The organism is Parafilimonas sp. (assembly GCF_047606085.1).
In the GTDB taxonomy this organism is placed as follows: Bacteria; Bacteroidota; Bacteroidia; order Chitinophagales; family Chitinophagaceae; genus Parafilimonas.
The window spans coordinates 1-18135 of sequence record NZ_JASGEX010000003.1; the positions used below are offsets into that span (position 1 = coordinate 1).

At 42.6% G+C, this 18135-nt stretch carries 12 protein-coding genes; 7 read left to right on the forward strand and 5 right to left on the reverse strand.

Annotated elements, in window-relative coordinates:
* Positions 1 to 185 precede the first annotated feature (185 nt).
* Complete coding sequence (locus QM629_RS00500) at positions 186 to 2432, forward strand: ABC transporter permease (protein WP_415156079.1); 2247 nt, start codon at positions 186 to 188, stop codon at positions 2430 to 2432.
* Between the two features lie 543 nt (positions 2433 to 2975).
* On the opposite strand, the gene QM629_RS00505 is transcribed toward QM629_RS00500, so the two are convergent.
* The 4 genes from QM629_RS00505 to aspS form a co-directional block, all read right to left on the reverse strand.
* Positions 2976 to 3788 carry an enoyl-ACP reductase gene (locus QM629_RS00505; protein WP_415156081.1) on the reverse strand — a complete coding sequence of 271 codons (813 nt, stop codon included), beginning with the start codon at positions 3786 to 3788 and terminating at the stop codon, positions 2976 to 2978.
* Positions 3789 to 3870: 82 nt separating this feature from the next.
* Complete coding sequence (locus QM629_RS00510) at positions 3871 to 4923, reverse strand: IS630 family transposase (RefSeq protein WP_415156083.1); 1053 nt, start codon at positions 4921 to 4923, stop codon at positions 3871 to 3873.
* 115 nt (positions 4924 to 5038) lie between these two features.
* A complete protein-coding gene (locus QM629_RS00515) occupies positions 5039 to 5611 on the reverse strand; it encodes an HdeD family acid-resistance protein (protein WP_415156085.1) in 573 nt (190 codons plus the stop codon).
* A gap of 220 nt (positions 5612 to 5831) precedes the next feature.
* Entirely contained in the window at positions 5832 to 7697 is a 1866-nt protein-coding gene (gene aspS / locus QM629_RS00520; protein ID WP_415156087.1) for an aspartate--tRNA ligase, read from the reverse strand.
* Positions 7698 to 8265: 568 nt separating this feature from the next.
* Between aspS and QM629_RS00525 the strand changes: the two genes are divergently transcribed.
* The 4 genes from QM629_RS00525 (at position 8266) to QM629_RS00540 (ending at position 11322) form a co-directional block, all read left to right on the forward strand.
* The gene (locus QM629_RS00525; protein ID WP_415156089.1) at positions 8266 to 8790 is read left to right on the forward strand and encodes an antitoxin Xre/MbcA/ParS toxin-binding domain-containing protein; all 525 of its coding nucleotides are present in this window, start codon (positions 8266 to 8268) and stop codon (positions 8788 to 8790) included.
* A gap of 7 nt (positions 8791 to 8797) precedes the next feature.
* Positions 8798 to 9256, forward strand: coding sequence for an RES family NAD+ phosphorylase (locus tag QM629_RS00530; protein WP_415156091.1), 459 nt, complete (start codon positions 8798 to 8800; stop codon positions 9254 to 9256).
* A 102-nt stretch (positions 9257 to 9358) separates the two neighbouring features.
* Positions 9359 to 10918 (forward strand): glycoside hydrolase family 10 protein, encoded by a 1560-nt coding sequence (locus QM629_RS00535; RefSeq protein ID WP_415156093.1) that lies wholly within the window; start codon positions 9359 to 9361, stop codon positions 10916 to 10918.
* A 32-nt stretch (positions 10919 to 10950) separates the two neighbouring features.
* Positions 10951 to 11322: a hypothetical protein gene (locus QM629_RS00540; protein WP_415156095.1), complete on the forward strand. Its 372-nt coding sequence runs from the start codon at positions 10951 to 10953 to the stop codon at positions 11320 to 11322.
* A 95-nt stretch (positions 11323 to 11417) separates the two neighbouring features.
* Here QM629_RS00540 and QM629_RS00545 read toward each other — a convergent pair whose 3' ends face one another.
* The gene (locus QM629_RS00545; RefSeq protein WP_415156097.1) at positions 11418 to 12599 is read right to left on the reverse strand and encodes a DNA-binding transcriptional regulator; all 1182 of its coding nucleotides are present in this window, start codon (positions 12597 to 12599) and stop codon (positions 11418 to 11420) included.
* A gap of 396 nt (positions 12600 to 12995) precedes the next feature.
* Here QM629_RS00545 and QM629_RS00550 point away from each other — a divergent pair, with 396 nt between their 5' ends.
* Together QM629_RS00550 and QM629_RS00555 are read left to right on the forward strand one after the other, a co-directional pair.
* Positions 12996 to 16394 (forward strand): SusC/RagA family TonB-linked outer membrane protein, encoded by a 3399-nt coding sequence (locus tag QM629_RS00550; RefSeq protein WP_415156099.1) that lies wholly within the window; start codon positions 12996 to 12998, stop codon positions 16392 to 16394.
* Between the two features lie 16 nt (positions 16395 to 16410).
* Entirely contained in the window at positions 16411 to 18057 is a 1647-nt protein-coding gene (locus QM629_RS00555; RefSeq protein WP_415156101.1) for a SusD/RagB family nutrient-binding outer membrane lipoprotein, read from the forward strand.
* Positions 18058 to 18135: the final 78 nt, after the last annotated feature.

The following is an 18135-nucleotide window of genomic DNA, read 5'->3' on the forward strand; positions in this document are numbered from 1 at the left end:
CAACGAACCGCAACAGGAACATTCCAAACCCCCTTGTTCCCGCCTTTCCTTGAAAAAACGGCGGCAGCTATCTTCATCGGCATACCTGCTGAAAAATTCTGACATATTCATAGCTAATTATTTTAGGCAAAAATACTAATATAATTAGCTATTTCCAAATTACGGATAGTCATTGAATTTTTCTATTGCAAAGCAGATATAAAGACGGCCAGGCAGATTTTGAATCTTATGTTTCAAACCCGCTTGCGGCCACGCTAAAAAATGAATATCCCGCTCTTGTAACCAATTACTATCGCTGGCTATGGAAAAATGCAGCCCTGTCAAATGGCGATAAATATTTCTGGGATAATATTCAAATGGGCGATACAACCTTTCTCAGCATATTTGGCTTTCAACTGCTGTATGGCAATAAGGGCACCGCTTTTAAAGAACCAAATTCAGTTGTACTTACTGAAGAAAAGGCATTGAAATTTTTCAATACCGCTAATGCTGTCGGTAAAATATTAACGATTGAGAACAATAAAGGCGTTAAACAGAATTTTATTGTGACCGGCGTACTAAAAAACCTTCCGCCTAATTCTATAACAGCTACCCGGACAAATGACAAATCTTCTTCCAATAATTCAATTTTTCTTCCCTTGCCGGCCTTGAAAACTTTATATGGAACAGACGATTTGCAGGATTGGAATACAGGGCGTATTTCATATATACAATTAAACACGGGCGTAACTCCCGGCGATTTAATAAAGCCGGTGCAACAGGTTTTGAAATTATATACTTCGCCAGACACGCAGGCAAATACAGAAATTCGTTTTTTGCCATTACCTGAAACTTACCTCAATGCAAATAATGGCACTGTAAGAAAGATGATTTATACGCTTTCTTTAACCGCCTTGCTTATACTGCTTATGGCAGTTGTGAATTTCATAAATATTTCTATCGGCAACTCAACATCAAGGTTGAAAGAAATAGGCTTGCGCAAGGTTTTTGGTGGTGCAAAAAGGCAGTTGGTACTGCAATTTCTTATGGAGTCGCTTACAATTGTATTTATTGCTGTTTGTTTTTCACTGTTTATTTACCGGTTACTGCAACCTGTTTTCAGCAGCTTTACAGGCAAGCATATTCCTTCCTTATTTTCCTTTTCATTTTATTTTATAAGCGGGTTAATTGTATTTATAATTATAACCGGATTAATAGCGGGTATTTATCCTGCTGCAGTTTTGTCTTCCGTAAAAATTACGGAATCGGTAAAAGGGAAATTTACAACCATAAACGAAAATATTTTATTAAGAAAGATACTCATTGGCTTCCAGTTTTTTATTGCCATTGTTGTTTTTACGTCAGCAATAATTATTTCAAAACAGGTTTTTTACAACATGAATGCTGATTTGGGATTTGACAAAGAACAGGTCTTAAATGTTAAGCTGCCGCGCAGGTGGTCAGTTGAAGGTGTAAGGCAAATGGAAACTATAAGAAATAGCCTGGCTGCGCTTTCGGATGTAGAGCAGGCATCAATAAGTTATACCGTGCCCGGATGGAATGTTTCCGATGTGTCCGAACTATACATACAGGGCAAAGATTCGGAAGAAGCGGTTGAAACGTATGGAATTGCAAGTGATGATACATATGCCGAAACGTTTAAGATACCATTGCTGGCTGGTAAGTTTTTCAGTGGCCTGGATGTGGAATACGATTCTTCTTTAACAGTAATCAATGAAACATTATTAAAAAGTTTAGGCTGGCGCTCTGCCAATGAAGCAATCGGCAAAATCCTGATAAACGCAAACGATAATAAGCATTACAGAATAAGCGGTGTAATAAAAGATTTTCATTTTGAATCAAAACAGGCCGCGATAAAGCCGCTGGCATTTTTTAATATCTATCAGGGCCAGGTTTACCGGTTTCTTTCAGTAAGAATTAAGTCCGGTAATGTGCCGCATACGATTGAGGCGCTTAAGAAAAAATGGTCAGCTTTAGTGCCGGATGAACCTTTTGATTTTTCATTTATGGATGAAACATTGCAGATGGTTTACCAATCAGAACTGCAATTAAAAAATGCATCATACGCAGCAACTGTGCTTGCAGTTATAATTGTATTGCTTGGCACTATTGGCATTATTGCTTTAAGCATTGCCAAACGCACTAAAGAAATGGGCATACGAAAAGTAATGGGCGCTTCTGTGCCAAACATACTTGCATTGTTTGTGAACGACATTGTAATACTGATTGCATTTGCCGCTTTACCGGCTTTTCCTGTTGCCTATTTAATAATGAAACTTTGGCTTAATAACTATGCTTACCGCATTGATATTGGAATTTACCCGTTTGCAGCAGTATTTGTTATTATGATTTTTATTACAACCGTACTTATTTGTTTGCAGGCAGTAAAAGCCGCAATGGCAAATCCTGTAAAAAGCTTACGGGCAGAATAGAATGAAATGTTTCGCCTGAATCGTAATAAACGGCAGCAAAAAATAAAAAAGACTGTAATAAAGAATATCTTTTTTCCCTGTAATGATGAACAAAGCAAAAAACGCAACTGCATGAAAAATGGTAACTCCCGGAAAGAATAAATAAAAGTTTTCTATTGCACGGTTTGCATTTGCTTTAAGAACGTGAGTTCGGGATAAGCGATATGTTTAAAGCTTGCAGACAGACCTCACCTAAATCCTCTCCAAAGGAGAGGACTTCCGACGCCCTAAAACTCATAAAACATGCAAAAAATCCATGTTTTTTTCTTGCCCTTCTCCTTTGAAGGACTTGTCCCGACCATTCGGGAAGGGTTGGGATGAGGTCGAAATAACAATCTAAGCTTATCCCGAACTCACGTTATTAAGTTTTATTGATGAACAATGCATACAATAAATAAAATACCATGCCATTGACTGCTATCTTTAATACAGCGCTTTAGAGCCTGTGAAAGATTGTATGAACAGGAATAAATTTCTACACTATGTACAAAGCTGCGTACAAAATTATTTGCCCATTTGTTCAATAACCTGCTGTGTAACGCCGGTAAAGCTGAATCCGCCATCGTGAAACAGGTTTTGCATGGTTACCATTTTTGCATAATCGCTGAAAAGCAAAGTGCAGTAGTTGGCGCAGTCTTCGGCAGAGGCATTGCCCAGCGGGCTCATTTTTTCGGCATAGGCCATAAAGCCATCAAAGCCTTTTACGCCGCTGCCGGCCGTGGTTTTTGTTGGCGATTGAGACACGGTATTGATGCGCACTTTTTTCTTCATGCCATAATAATAACCAAAGCTGCGGGTAACGCTTTCGAGCAGGGCTTTGGCATCGGCCATTTCGTTATAATCAGGAAATACACGCTGGGCCGCAATATAGGTAAGCGCTACTACGCTGGCGCCTTCATTCAATGCATCCAGGTCCCACGCAGTACGTAAAACACGGTGCAGGCTCATGGCCGAAATATCCAGTGTTTTCTGGTTGAAGTTATAATCAATTTCTGTATAAGCTTTTCCTTTGCGCACATTGAGGCTCATGCCAATGGAGTGCAGGATGAAATCAATACCGCCGCCAAAATGTTTCATGCTTTCTTCAAATAATTTTTTAAGGTCATCCATATTTACCACATCGGCAGGAATTACAGGCGCATTGCCGCATTCGGCAGAAAGCTTATTTATTTCGCCCATGCGCAAAGCAATAGGCGCATTGGTTAAAACAAGCTCAGCGCCTTCATGGTAGCAGGCTTGCGCAGTTTTCCAGGCAATACTTTGTTCATTCAATGCACCGAAGATGATGCCTTTCTTTCCTTTTAGTAAATTATACATGACTTTAATTTAAAGCGGTAAAAGTAAATCAATTCAATAATCTGAATTGTCTGCAAATAAACAAACTGTTTATTATTACTAACTATTCCTTAGGATAGGCGATATTTGGTTCATTAAAAAAGGCTTTCACAAGTGTTATTTTTCTTTGAATTTCTTTCATGGTGTCTTCTACAGTTTCTCTGAATGTTTTTTTAGTGGGTGTGTGCTTCTTCTTTGCAACTTTCTGTTTGGCATTGTTCCAGACCAACTCGTCCGGGTTTCTTTCAGGTGAGTAAGAAGGGAGGGCGTATATTTTTAGTTTCCCATTTTGTGCTTTTACAAATTCTTTCACAGCTTTGGTAAAATGTGTTCTATGCCCGTCCACGATAAGGGTAACAGGCTGCGTTTGCTTGTGCAATAGTCTTTTCAGGAAATCAATAAAAACCAGTGCTGTAAATTTTTCCTCAAAAAGCATGAAGCGCATCTTTCCCTGATTGCTGATGGCCGATATACAATTTACTTTCTGCCTTCTGCCGGTGGTCTTTATAATGGGGGTTTCGCCTACTGGTGCCCAAGTGGCGCCGTACTGAGCCGTGGCGTGAAAGCCTGCCTCATCGCCAAAGTAGATATCACGTTTTTCCTTTTTGGCTTCTTTTTTAATTGCCGGGTACGTTGTGTTCAACCATTGCTCTACTTTAACAGGATCTTGCTGGTAGGCTCTTTCAACGGGGCGTTGTTTGCTCAATCCAAGCTTTTTCAGTAATCGCCCAACCTGTACATTCGAGTAGTTTACATTGAACTTTAAGGATATTAATTCAACTATCATATCTACTGTCCATAGTGCATACTCAAACTTTAATTGAAGTGGGTTTTTAAGCAGGTAGCCAACCAGTTTTTGCTGCTGTTTCCCGCTGAGTTTTGGTTGTGGGCCTTTCGATTTCGTACTCTTTAATGATGCAAAGCCACCAGCATCATATTTGGCAAGCCATTTATAAATGTTAGCGCGGTGCAGCCCAAAAGTTTTAATCACTTCCTCCGGGCTTTTATTTTCTATCCGAACCTGCTTTACCGCTTGAATACGGATATATTCATTTTGCCCATGCGATAATTTGCGACCATCTATCTTTTGGCCTATAAGTACTTCTAAATTTTGCATACGCAAAAGTAGGAAAATAAAGCGAGAAATGTCGCCTATCCTGTGAAATAGTTTGTATTACTGATCATTGCAAGATATGCTGCTTGTTTCGATTAAACGCCAGCGATAGTTGGTGCTATTCCTGCAGGCGTTTGTGCAAACTTCTTAGTTTAAGCCCGAGCGTTATTCTGAAGATACCAATGCAGAAGAATGCCAATGCTGTTAAATACACGATACTTAAGCCGCCAATAAGCGGGTTATCAATTATCATAATGGCGAATATAATAGCTACGATACCCATGAATAACATCCAGCCCCAGGAGCTTACATTATAGCTTTTCATTTCAATAGAAACACCAATGGCTGAAATCCCCTTGAACATTATCCAGAACGCTACAAAAAAAGGCAATATGGTAATGGTAACGCTGGGATAACTGATAAGAATAATACCGACAATAAAATCTATGGCTGCAGCAGTGAGGTACCAGCCCCAGCCATCAATGTTTTTAGCATTGGCTATAGCAAATACCAGTTCAAATAAGCCTGATATGAACATGAGCACGCTGAAAAAAATGCTGAGGCTGATATAACTCGACACTGGTGTTGATATAACCCAAATTCCCATAATAATAAAGAGGATGCCAATTAATAAATGAACCCACCAGTTTTTAATAGCAGACTTTACGGTTTTGAAAAATGTTTCAGGCATAATTGCTTTTTTATTGGTTAGGAAAATAATGCCGTGGGATATTAATAAAGCCTCGTATAGGCGAAAACACAGAAAATAAACGGGGCTGCTTTGCTATTTACCAGCGCTCGCATAAAAGATTATCATGCTATAAATATCGTACTAAAAAAGATACCTCCTGCTTATTATTTAAAATTAATAAACAGAAGGTAATATAAGTGTAATGTTATACACTATGACCTTACACTTTTACATCAAGTTTTATCTGCAATTCTTCCAGTTGTTTGCCGTCAATGGCAGAAGGTGCATCGAGCATTACATCCCTGCCGGAATTGTTTTTGGGGAAGGCAATAAAGTCCCTGATGCTTTCACTTTCGCCGAGGATAGCGCAAAGCCTGTCGAGGCCAAAAGCAATACCGCCATGCGGCGGGGCGCCGTATTCAAAAGCGCCTAATAAAAAGCCAAACTTATGCAATGCTTCTTCTTTGTTCATGCCAAGCGCGGCAAACATTTTTTCCTGCAGTTCTTTTTGAAAAATCCGTATAGAACCGCCGCCAATTTCATTGCCATTTAAAACAATGTCATAGGCATTGGCTTTAATGCCGGCATAAGGGTGCTCCAGGTATTTGGCTGCATCTTCAATAGCAGGATTATTGTTGATCATTACTTCAATATCCTGCGGCTTCGGCGAGGTAAAAGGATGGTGCCTCGCCACCCAGCGATTGCCTTCTTCATCATATTCAAACAATGGAAAATCGAGCACCCAAAGCAGTTTAAACTCATTGTCTTTGCGCAGGTTCAACCGTTTGGCCATTTCCAGGCGTAGTTCGCTTATGGCTTTGCGGGTGCGTTCTTCATTGCCTGCAAGAATTAAAACAAGGTCGCCGGCTTTGGCGCCTGTTGCCTCAGCAATAGCTTTTAATCTCTTCCCATCATAAAACTTATCCATACTGCTTTTATAACTGCCATCGGTATTGCCCGACTCTTCAGCAGGCAGACATTTTATAAAAGCCAGACCTTTCATGCCTATTTGCGGGCGTTTTACCCATTCGGCTAACTCATCGGTTTGCTTGCGGGTATATTCGCTGCACCCGGGCATTGCAATGGCCACAACGGTTTCGGCGCTGTCAAATACAACAAAGCCAGAATCGCTCCCAGCGCCTAAAGGGGAATTCTGAAGGAAAGCTATTTTAGAAGGGAAAACGTGTGATGGAAATTTCAGGTTTGCAATTTTCATTTCAAACCTTATGTCTGGCTTGTCGTTTCCGTAATTCCACATGGCATCTTCCCAGGTAATGCGCTCAACGGCATCGGTATAATCAATGCCTTTCACATCTTTAAAAATGCGTTTTACCAGGCCTTCAAACATGGTTAAAATATCTTCCTGCTCTACAAAGGCCATTTCGCAGTCAATTTGTGTAAACTCGGGCTGGCGGTCGGCGCGCAAATCTTCATCGCGAAAACATTTTACGATCTGATAGTAACGGTCGTAACCGCTTACCATTAATAACTGTTTAAATGTTTGCGGGCTTTGCGGCAGTGCATAAAATTCGCCGGCGTTCATACGGCTTGGCACCACAAAATCCCTTGCTCCTTCGGGCGTTGATTTTATTAAGAATGGCGTTTCAATATCGTAAAAGCCGTTTTCGTGCAAGTAGTTCCTGGCGCTGCGGTTTATGGCATAACGCAGTTCGAGATTTTTCTTAACCGCATTGCGGCGTAGGTCAAGATAACGGTACTTCATTCTTAGGTCGTCGCCGCCATCGGTGTCATCCTGAATAGTAAAAGGCGGCACTGCCGATTTATTCAATATCTTAAATTCATTTACAACGATCTCCACATCGCCGGTAGGAATATTTTTATTTTTATTGCTGCGTTCGGAAACTTTTCCCTTTGCCTGCAATACAAATTCACGGCCCAGCGGGCTTGCTTCCAGTTGTGCATTCAGGGCCTCACCAAATAACAACTGCGTAATGCCATAGCGATCGCGCAGATCAACAAAAGTTATAGCGCCAAATTTACGAACAGTTTGCACCCAGCCGGCCAGCGTAACGGTTTTACCGGCATTTTCAATTCTCAGTTCCCCGCAGGTATGTGTACGATACATAAGCCCCTATCCCCTAAAGGGGGACTACTTTTTTATGAGTGATTTTTTAGACCCCGGCTTTGATATTTATGGCATCTTTAGTTTGCTGCTCAGGCACCAAAACCGGGCGGCAAATATACGCGGATTGAAGGAATGCTTTTTTTGCATTCTTTGAATTAAAGAAGCCGGCCGGATTCCTTAATTTTAATTCAATTCATCACAATGCTAAAACAACTTAATAACCGGTACAGCAAACTATCCTTTCTGAAACAGGCGGGCGTTTCTTTTTGTATATGCCTGATTGTGTGGTTTGTTGCTGTTTTCTTCGAAAGATCCTGGTGACAAAACAAGCCATTTGAATTATCTAAGGGCAATATTTTTAAGATTTTTTTTATGCCTGTGGCAATAACAATTTCCTGGCACCGGAAAGCATTGGTTGCATTCCTCAGAAGCGGCAAATAAGCAATACTTTAATTACACACGCTCAGTGCAATTTTTGCTGCTTTAATAACAAAAAAAAGTTTAAAAAAATTTGCATTTTCAATATAGAATGTATAATTTTATATTGTGTAAAGATAAATTTTATACTATGCGAAATAAAAAAACAGGAAAGTGCAAAAACCAAAAATCATCACCAGCCATGGTTCAGGAAAGTGAAGCTATATACATGGTTAGAAAAAATAGCAATGGTTTAAAAGGCTTTTCTTCCATTCTTTCTTTTAATCAAAAACCTGAAAGCCAAATGACCAATTTTGAAAAAATGGCTGCTGTAGAAAACGGCATAAGCAAAGAAGATCTTCAAAAATTAAAGGAAAAAACAAGCATGGATTACGATAAGCTTGCCAGGGCCTTATCGGTTACAAGGGCTACATTAATCAATAAAAAAAAACAGGAAAAATTTAATGCCGGTTTAAGTGAGCGCATTTTTGGCCTTGCCGATATTTACTCTTATGGTTATGACGTTTTTGAAAACGAAGAAAGGTTTAATACCTGGATGTTCAGGCCAAACCAGGCGCTGGGCGGCAAAACGCCCTTTGAATTAATTGGCAGCCAGTTTGGAAGGGATGAAGTAAAGAATGTTATTGGCCGCATTGAGTACGGTGTTTATTCTTAATTGCTGTATGCTTGTATATAGAATCAGCAGAGCAAAATTTGCAAACGACCTGACGGGAGAGGGGGCAAGATTATTTGGAGGACGATGGAATAATAAACTTACGCCCTGTATTTATACTTCAGAAAGCAGGGCATTGGCATTACTGGAATATACGGTGAACATAAATATTGATGATGTGCCAAGGGCATTAAGCATCATTACACTTGAAATACCCGGCAAAAACATGCTTATTGTAAAGGAAGAAGAGTTGCCCGGCGACTGGAAAAGTATTCCGGCCCCTTCTTCAACCAAAAAATTCGGCACTAAACTTTTAAGCGCTGCAAAAGCCCCGGTAATAAAAATCCCCTCAACCGTTATTCACGAAGAATTTAATTACTTGCTGAACCCAAGGCATGCCGACAGCGGGGATTTCAAAGTTGTGGAGATAAAAGATTTTGTGTATGACATGCGGATAAAACTGAACTGATTTTTCCCGGCTTTATCAATATGAACTGCAGGCATCTTATAATTCAGGTTTAAAATTCCTGCTATCATTAAACAAAAGCAGCTCAAACTCTATCTTCGTTTGATGATGCGATTCTTTTGTTGCGTATTAATCCTATTTTTCTTTCATCTTTCATCTGCCGGTTGTCAGCCCAAATATGAATTTCGTGCGGTATGGATCGCTTCTGTTGCAAATATTGACTGGCCCAGCTGCAAAAACCTTACTACTGAACAGCAGAAGCAGGAATTCATCAGCATCCTCAATGAACAGGAAAAAAACGGCATGAATGCCGTGATCGTTCAGATACGGCCTTCGGCCGATGCATTGTATGCTTCCCAATATGAGCCCTGGAGTGAATATTTAACCGGCAGGCAGGGCATGGCGCCTTCGCCTTATTACGACCCGCTTGCTTTCATGATAGAAGAAACCCATAAGCGGGGCATGGAATTTCATGCATGGCTGAACCCTTACCGGGCTGTGATGAGCCCGTCAACATTCCTGGCGCCCAATCATATTACAAAACGGCACCCGGAATGGTTTGTATGGTATGGCGATAAACGGTATTTCAACCCAGGCATTCCGGAAGCCATGAAGTATGTGACCAGTGTAGTGATAGACATTCTGAAGCGTTACGATGTGGATGCCATACACCTGGATGATTATTTCTATCCCTATAAAATACCCGGCAAAGATTTTCCTGACAACGCCGCTTATCTTAAATACGCAAGAAATAAAGGATTGAGCAAAGCAGACTGGCGCCGCAGCAACTGCGACAGCATTGTAAAAATGATCCATGATGCGGTGCTGGTGTATAAGCCGTTTGTAAAGTTTGGCATCAGCCCGTTTGGTGTATGGCGCAACAGTTCGGCTGATGCTAGGGGCAGCGATACAAGGGCCGGGCAAACCTGTTATGATGATCTGTATGCCGATGTTTTATTATGGCTGAAAGAAGGATGGATAGATTATGTGGCGCCACAATTGTATTGGGAGATAGGCCACCGCCTTTGCGATTATGAAACCTTGCTTAACTGGTGGAGTGAAAACAGCTATGGCAGACAGTTGTATATTGGCCACGGCGTTTACCGGGCCATTGAAAGACCAACAGCGGCATGGCGCAACCCGAATGAATTGCCTGATGAAATAAAAATGCTGCGGGATGACGCTCATGTAAACGGGAGCATTTTTTATAGCAGTAAATTCCTGTTATATAATCCCAATGGATGGGAAGACAGCCTTCAGTTTAATTATTACAGGATGCCTGCATTAATTGCACCTATGGATTGGATTGATACCATAGCGCCGCAACCTCCGCATATCACTAAAATAGACCTGGGCAACAGCGCCATTAACCAGCAGATAACTGTTTCGGGCGATGGTATTAACAAAGGAGAAACGGAGCCCATAAAAAATTTTGTAGTGTATTTGTTGCAAACACCGGCAGGCCTCACCGGGCATCCTGTAATTATAATCCCTGCAGATGCCTCGCTGAAGTTTGAATTTGTACTTCAGGCTATTAATATACCCAAGGACTGGCATAATTGTTATATGGCCGTTACCAGTGTTGACCGTGAGAACAATGAAAGCCAGGCATCAAATATCATCCTGCTTGAAAAAACGCCTGATGGCTGGCAAGCTAAAAATTGATTTATTTGCATAAAACTGAATAATTGCCACACATGAAACGGTTCGCTTTAATCTTTTTTATTTCCATAATTGCTATGCATGCTTTATATGCGCAACAAACCATTACTTTATATGATGACGCTGTACCCAACAGCAAACCTTATGGCACCAAAGAATGGTGGCAGCCTGTTAACAATGGCAGCGATACACTGGTACACTATACATCTCAGCCTACACTCACGATTTTTTTACCTGATAAAAAAATGGCAACAGGCACAGCCGTAGTTATTTGCCCGGGCGGCGGCTACTGGATCACATCAATTGTAAAAGAAGGGTTTGCTGTGGCGAAAGAATTTAATAAGATGGGCATAGCGGCTTTTGTTTTAAAATACCGCATGCCGGAAGACAGCGTTATGATCAATTGACATTGATTCTATAAAGCAGGGTGCCGATTGGCGAAAAAGGCAAATGGGTGAAGGTGGTGGAATAAGTTGCAATTGCAGTTTACAGCGTTGCCGGTTTAATAAGAATGCCGTTTTATGGTATAACGTTTCCTGAATTCGTTGGGGCTGCATGCATAAACAAGCTTAAACTGGCGGGAGATATTTTTGGTATCTTCAAAACCAAGTTCCAGGGCTATCTGGTTAATGGAACAATTGGTTTGAACAATATTTTCGGCAAACTTTTCCATCCGCAGCGTGGTAATATATTTATAGATGGTTTGGCCGGTGCTTTCGAGGAAGCGCTTTTCAAAAACCCGGCGGGAGAGCGGCACTTGTTTCATCACGTCCCTGACCTGCATTTTTTTGTCAATATTATCATGTATATATTTAAGAGAGGTGGTTATAAGTGCATCGCTCGTGGCATATATATCGGTGGACTGGCGGGTAACTACCCTAACGGGATCAACATATATATCATCTGTTTTATTAATGCCGTTTACGATCATTTTCTCCATCGTTTTTGCTGTATCGTAACCGCCACGCTCTACATTCAGGGCAATGCTCGATAAGGGCGGATCGGACAAGGCGCAGATCATATCATCATTATCAACCCCTAATACGGAAACATCTTCAGGAACGCGGATATTAAGAAAACGGCAACCCTCTGTAATATGCTGGGCCAGCCGGTCGTCGCAGGCCAGTATAGAGATGGGTTTGGGCAGGGAGCGCAGCCATGCATAAAGCGCAACAGGCTTGTAAAACCAAAAGTCTTCAGAGGGTTCTTTATTATCTGTAAAATAATGCACGGAATAACCAAATTCATGCAGCCTGCTTTCAAAGCCTTCAGCTCTTTCCCTTGACCACACTATATTTTCAAACCCATAAAACCCAAAATGGCAGAACCCTTTTTTAATAAAATAATCTGCAGCCATTTCCCCTGTTTTAAAATAGCTGCCTGTAATATTCGTTACCAGGTCAAAACGTTCTTTAAAATCCTGGGCTATTACCGGTATGCCCGAGCTAAGCAGCTTATCCACGTCTGAAGGATTATTATACAACTGGCCTATAATGCCATTTGCGCCCCAGTTGCCGGCCCATTTCAATATGCCGGACATGCCTATGGTTTCCCTGTGATATAAGGGCATGGAACAGAACACCCACCTGTCTGCAGAATCTTTTGCATAGGCCTTCAGGCCCTTCAGCAAACTTTTGCTATATTCCTCAGAAAAATCAAGCAGCAGTAATACCTTGAACTCCATCTTTGGTAAAAAATAAAAAGAATAGCAATATACTCCAAATTTATGTATGAAACGTCCGGGAGTATAGTGTCTGATATTATCTCCTGGTGAATTTTTAATCTTTTTGGCCCATAAAGTTTAAAGGGGCCGGCTGCTGCATTACGCATCAGTCCTGCTGCCTTCTTAACAGGATGTATCTTATAGCCCATTATGTATAAAGCTTTTTGGGAGGCTGAACCGCGCATAAAACTTTGACGCAAATTGAGGTTTAATAATCGCAAAATGCGTAATGCAAGTGTAAGGGTAAAACTATTATTGTACTGTCAATTGTGAAGCAAAACTGATGCGGAGAAGACCAAATATACACTTAAATAACCAGTTAAGCAATTATACCATTAAACTAAAGAAACAAAACTAATGGAACAAAAACTATCGGTGCAACCAGGTTACCTTGCCTGCTTCTTTTTCCTGTTTTTATTTATGAGCCGGGAAGCTGTGTTCGGGAAAAATGTGAGCCCTCATACGCCTGTAGGCGTATTTAACAAAACAGATACTTTGCGCGGTAAAGTATTAGCAGCTTCAGATAAGCACCCCCTCGAAGGGGTAACAATTACGGTAAAGGGCACAAACCGGGCCACATTATCCGACAATGATGGTGCCTTCACCATCGCAGTGCCCAACAACAAAGCTGTTCTTGTTTTTTCTATAGTGGGCTTTACCCAGAAAGAAGTGCCGGCATCGGAAGCAAACGGGCAGGTATTGCTGGAAGAGCTGTCGAAAGAGCTGGATAATGTGGTGGTAACGGCATTGGGCATTAAGCGGGAAAAACGGTCATTGGGCTATTCAGTGGGGGAACTGAAAAGCGATGATATTAATAAAGTGGCGCAGGAGAATGTGCTGAGCGCCATAAGTGGCAAGGTGCCCGGTGTGGTGATAAATAATACCGGCGATCCCGGATCTTCTGTAAGCATGGTCATCAGGGGCGCTAAGTCTTTAAGCAGCGATAACCAGCCTTTGTTTGTGGTTGACGGCGTGCCTATTTCCAATACTTTGAATAATGGAGGAGAAATAGGCAATCAAAACAAGGTTGATTATGGCAATTCCATATCAAACCTTAACCCGGATGACATAGAGAGCATCTCTATTCTGAAAGGCCCGAGCGCTGCGGCTTTGTATGGCTCCAGGGCGGGCAATGGCGTAGTATTGATTACAACCAAAACCGGTACAGGCCTGGATAAAATGAAGGTGGAGTTTAGTTCCAATACTGTTTTTGAAACACCTTATAAATTTCTGCCCATGCAAAAAAGGTTTGCTACGGGCGTTATCCCTTACACGCCGGACACTGCCCCGGGAGGCGTTATAACCATTGACGAAGGCTCTTCAGGCGGCCTGGGCCCGGAACTGGATAAGGGCTATGATGCCATACAATGGAACAGCCCCGTGGATGACGATGGCAATTATACCGCCACCCCGCTGGTATCGTATAAGGATAACATCAAAAATTTTGTGCAAACCGGCATAACCAGCATCAATGATATATCGGTGGTCAATAGCAGCGCCAAGGCCAATTACCGCCTGTCGTATTCAAATATGTCAAACAGGGGCATTATCCCCGGCTCCGACCTGTACAGGAATTCGCTTAACTTCAACTCAGCCCTTAAGCTGAGCGATAAATTCAAAATAAGCACAGTGGTTAACCTGAGCCGGAACAACTCAAATAACCGGCCGGCCGGCGACCGCGGTACCAATCCTTTGCAGTGGGCTTATGCTGTATCGCCCCACATCAATATCCTCGACCTGCAAAACTATTGGGAATCGGGCCAGGAAGGCATCCAGCAATTATCCCAGGATGAAGACGAGTATAACAATCCCTACTTTCTTGCTTATGCCGTGGATAATGCGTTTATACGCGACCGTGTGTTTGGCAACCTGCGGGCAGACTGGCAGATAACGCCTGCATTAAGCATAATGGGCCGTTATTCGCTGGATATTAACTACGATAACCGCGAAACCAAAATACCATACAGTTATACAAATGATGTATATGGCGCTTACGGCATTACAAAAATAAACAACCTGGAAAGGAATGCTGACTTTTTGATCACCTACAAAAAACGGGTGAGCGATTTCGATTTCACTTTGTCTGGAGGTGGCAACGTAAGGTATAACCGCTATAATTATACAAAGAACTCCACCACAAGCGGGGTAGGCCTCACGCTGCCTAACCTTTACACTTTATCCAACATATCCCAGACCAGCATAGTTTACAGCAGTTACCTGTCTCAAAAAGAAGTGAACAGTGTATATGCCCTGCTGAATGTGGGATATAAGAACATGGTTTACCTGGATGTTACGGGGCGCAACGACTGGTCGAGCACATTGCCGGCTTCTAACCGCTCTTACTTCTATCCCTCCGCTTCCTTAAGCATGCTGCTGAATGATATTTTCCAAATGACCCGGCAAATTGATATGTTTAAATTAAGGCTGGGCTGGGCAAAAGCAGGTAACGATACAGACCCATACAAACTGCAAAATGTATTATCTAATGCCGGCGACTGGGACGATGCAACCCGCCTCACTACTTCCGGCACTTTGCTGTCTCCCAATTTAAAACCGGAAAGCCTTACTTCTTATGAAGGCGGTATTGACCTGGAAATGTTTAAGCATCGCCTGCGTTTTTCCGGCACCTATTACCGTATGGAAAACAGGAACCAGATTATTTCAATAGGTTTGCCCAGTTCAAGCGGATATACGGCTAAAAATGTGAATGCCGGCTTGCTTACCAGCCGGGGCATTGAATTAAGCTTAGGCTTTACCCCCGTTAAAACAGATAAGTGGAACTGGGACCTGAACTTTAACTGGTCAAGAAACCGCACGAAGGTAAATGAGCTTGCTGATGGTGTGGAATACTACCAGTTATGGACGGATGCAAAGGGTGCAGCCAGGGCTTATGTGGGCGATGATATAGGCAGTATTTACGGGCCAACGCTGGTTACCGTTACAGATAAAACTTCTGCATATTATGGTTATCCCATTCTGGATGATGACGGATACCTGCAAAGCGAATCAATAAGCAGTGAACCGCAGAAGATAGGCGATTTTAACCCCGACTTTACCATGGGCCTGCAGTCAAGCCTTTCGTATAAGAACTTTACATTGAGCTTTTCTATTGACTGGCGCAAAGGCGGGCAATTCGTTTCGCAAACATATCATTACTATGAATCAGATATGAAAACGGCGCGCTTCTACGACCAGTTGATCAATCCCAATGGTAAAACCGGTACAACGCTTCGCAATTATCTTGTAAAAAACAACCTGGTAATACCAAAAGGTAATTTTTTCCCAATTGTTGGCGGGCCTACGGCAGAAAGCGGCGGTTATGCGTATGACGTGAGCGGAACGGATGTATATTTTGGCGTGTTTAACCCTGGTGTTATAGCCCAGTATGATGCAAGTGGTAATATAACCGGCTATACCGAAAACCTGGGAGAGGATGGCACACAGATCATTCCGCTGAGCGATGACTATCCATGGGATTTTACACAGGCTGCCTTATTTGACGCCGATTTTATCAAGCTCCGCGAAATATCTGTGGGTTATAACCTGCCCCAGCCTTTTGTAAAAAAGCTTGGTTTGTCATCTGCCAATGTATCCATATACAGCCGCAATATTATTTTATGGACAAAAGCAGGTGTGGGCATTGACCCCGAGCGTGCCTTTCAGCCCACCGGCAGCTCCTTTGAGCAAGGCATAGAGCGCTACAATGTAACTCCGTGGTCCCTGCCTGTAGGCATCAAGCTTAATATCGGATTTTAAAATATTAAAACATTTTATGAAACAGTTAATATATAATATCTCTGTCTTTATCTTGCTGGCAGGTTTGTTTGTTTCCTGTAAAAAATTAGATGATGTAAACATCAACCCTAATGGCGTACAGGAAGACCAGGTAAATCCAAACCTTATCATGCCCACCGTGTTAAGCGAGGCGGCAAAATTGTACAATGATATCGGCTACCAGGATCTTGCCGGCGTGGTGCAGCATACGCAAAAAGATGCCTGGTTTACTTCGCATAACGACTACGATTGGGATAACAGCCAAAGCTGGTCTGACTATTATGCTATCCTACGCAACAATAAGCTTTTGCTTGAAAGGGCTGCAGCCAATGATATGCAATTTCATATTGGCGTGGGCCTGGTAATGAAAAGCTTTATGTTTGGCCTTATTGCCGATTTGTGGGGCGCTGCGCCTTATTCAGACGCGCTCCGGGGAGATGAAGGCGACTCTGCTTACTTAACGCCCAAATATGATTCCCAGGAAGATATTTACCTGGGCATATTAAGCGATCTTGATTCTGCCAATACCCTGCTCTCGCTCTCCGCATCAGAATATTCGGGCATAGATGCTGATGCCGATTTGTATTATGGGGGCGACCCCGACGGCTGGAGAAGATTTGCCAATTCGCTGGCCCTGAGATATTACATGCGCTTATCTGCCAAAGAACCGGCCGTGGCGCAGGCCGGCGTTGAAAAAATAGCCAATGATCCTGATACCTATCCGATTATTACAGACGAAAGCGAAGATGCAGCCATGCCTTATGTGGGTTCCACCTCCGATGATTCATGGCCGTATAATTCTGTGAATTATGACGCTTCAGGTTCCTACTACAGGCGCATAAAAATGTGCTCTACGCTCGTAGATGCATTGGAGCTGCGCGACGACCCGAGGCTGGCTGTATGGGCAAATAAAGTGCAGATACCCCTGGTGGTGGATGCATCGCTGGCAGCCGGCACCGACACGATCATAGACGGAAAGCGTTACCTGGCGCCGGACGTGGTGGAAGGCGTTGATATTGATACAGACCAGAATTATGTAGGCATTCCGCCGGCTTATTCCAGCGTGCCTTCCAGTTATAACCTCAATCCCACCCCGGGGCAAACAAGCTATAACCCGCATGTATCATTTCTGAATGATATTTACACCGAAGCTTCAGGAGATTTGCTCAAGGCAAGGTTATTATCCGCCGCCGAAGTTAATTTTATCCTGGCTGAGGCAGCAGCAGATGGCTGGAGCGTGGACGGAACGGCGGAGAGCTATTATGATAACGGCATTAAGCAATCATTGGTTGCCTGGGGCGTTGATGATGATTATGATGATTATATAGCAGGCGCCAATGTGGCTTTTGATGGTACGGTGGAACAAATTATAACGCAAAAATGGATTGCCACCTGGACGGCGGCTGCAGAAGCCTGGTTCGATTACAGGAGAACGGGTTATCCTGCATTTACGGTGGGCGAGGCGGCCATACGCAGTGCAATGCCTTTGCGTTTTTATTATTCATCTGATGAACAAAGCCTCAATGCAACCAATGTTCAGGCTGCTATGGATGACCTGGAAACTACAAGTTATTCCGAGTCTGATGGCAGTAATAGCGCCTGGTCTAAGTTCTGGTTGCTGCAGGGCACCGGCGAGCCGTACTGATGTGGAATGTATGCAGACCACGCATGTGATAAACAAGTTTGTTTTTAATTTTAAATACACATAACGATTCAGGGGGGA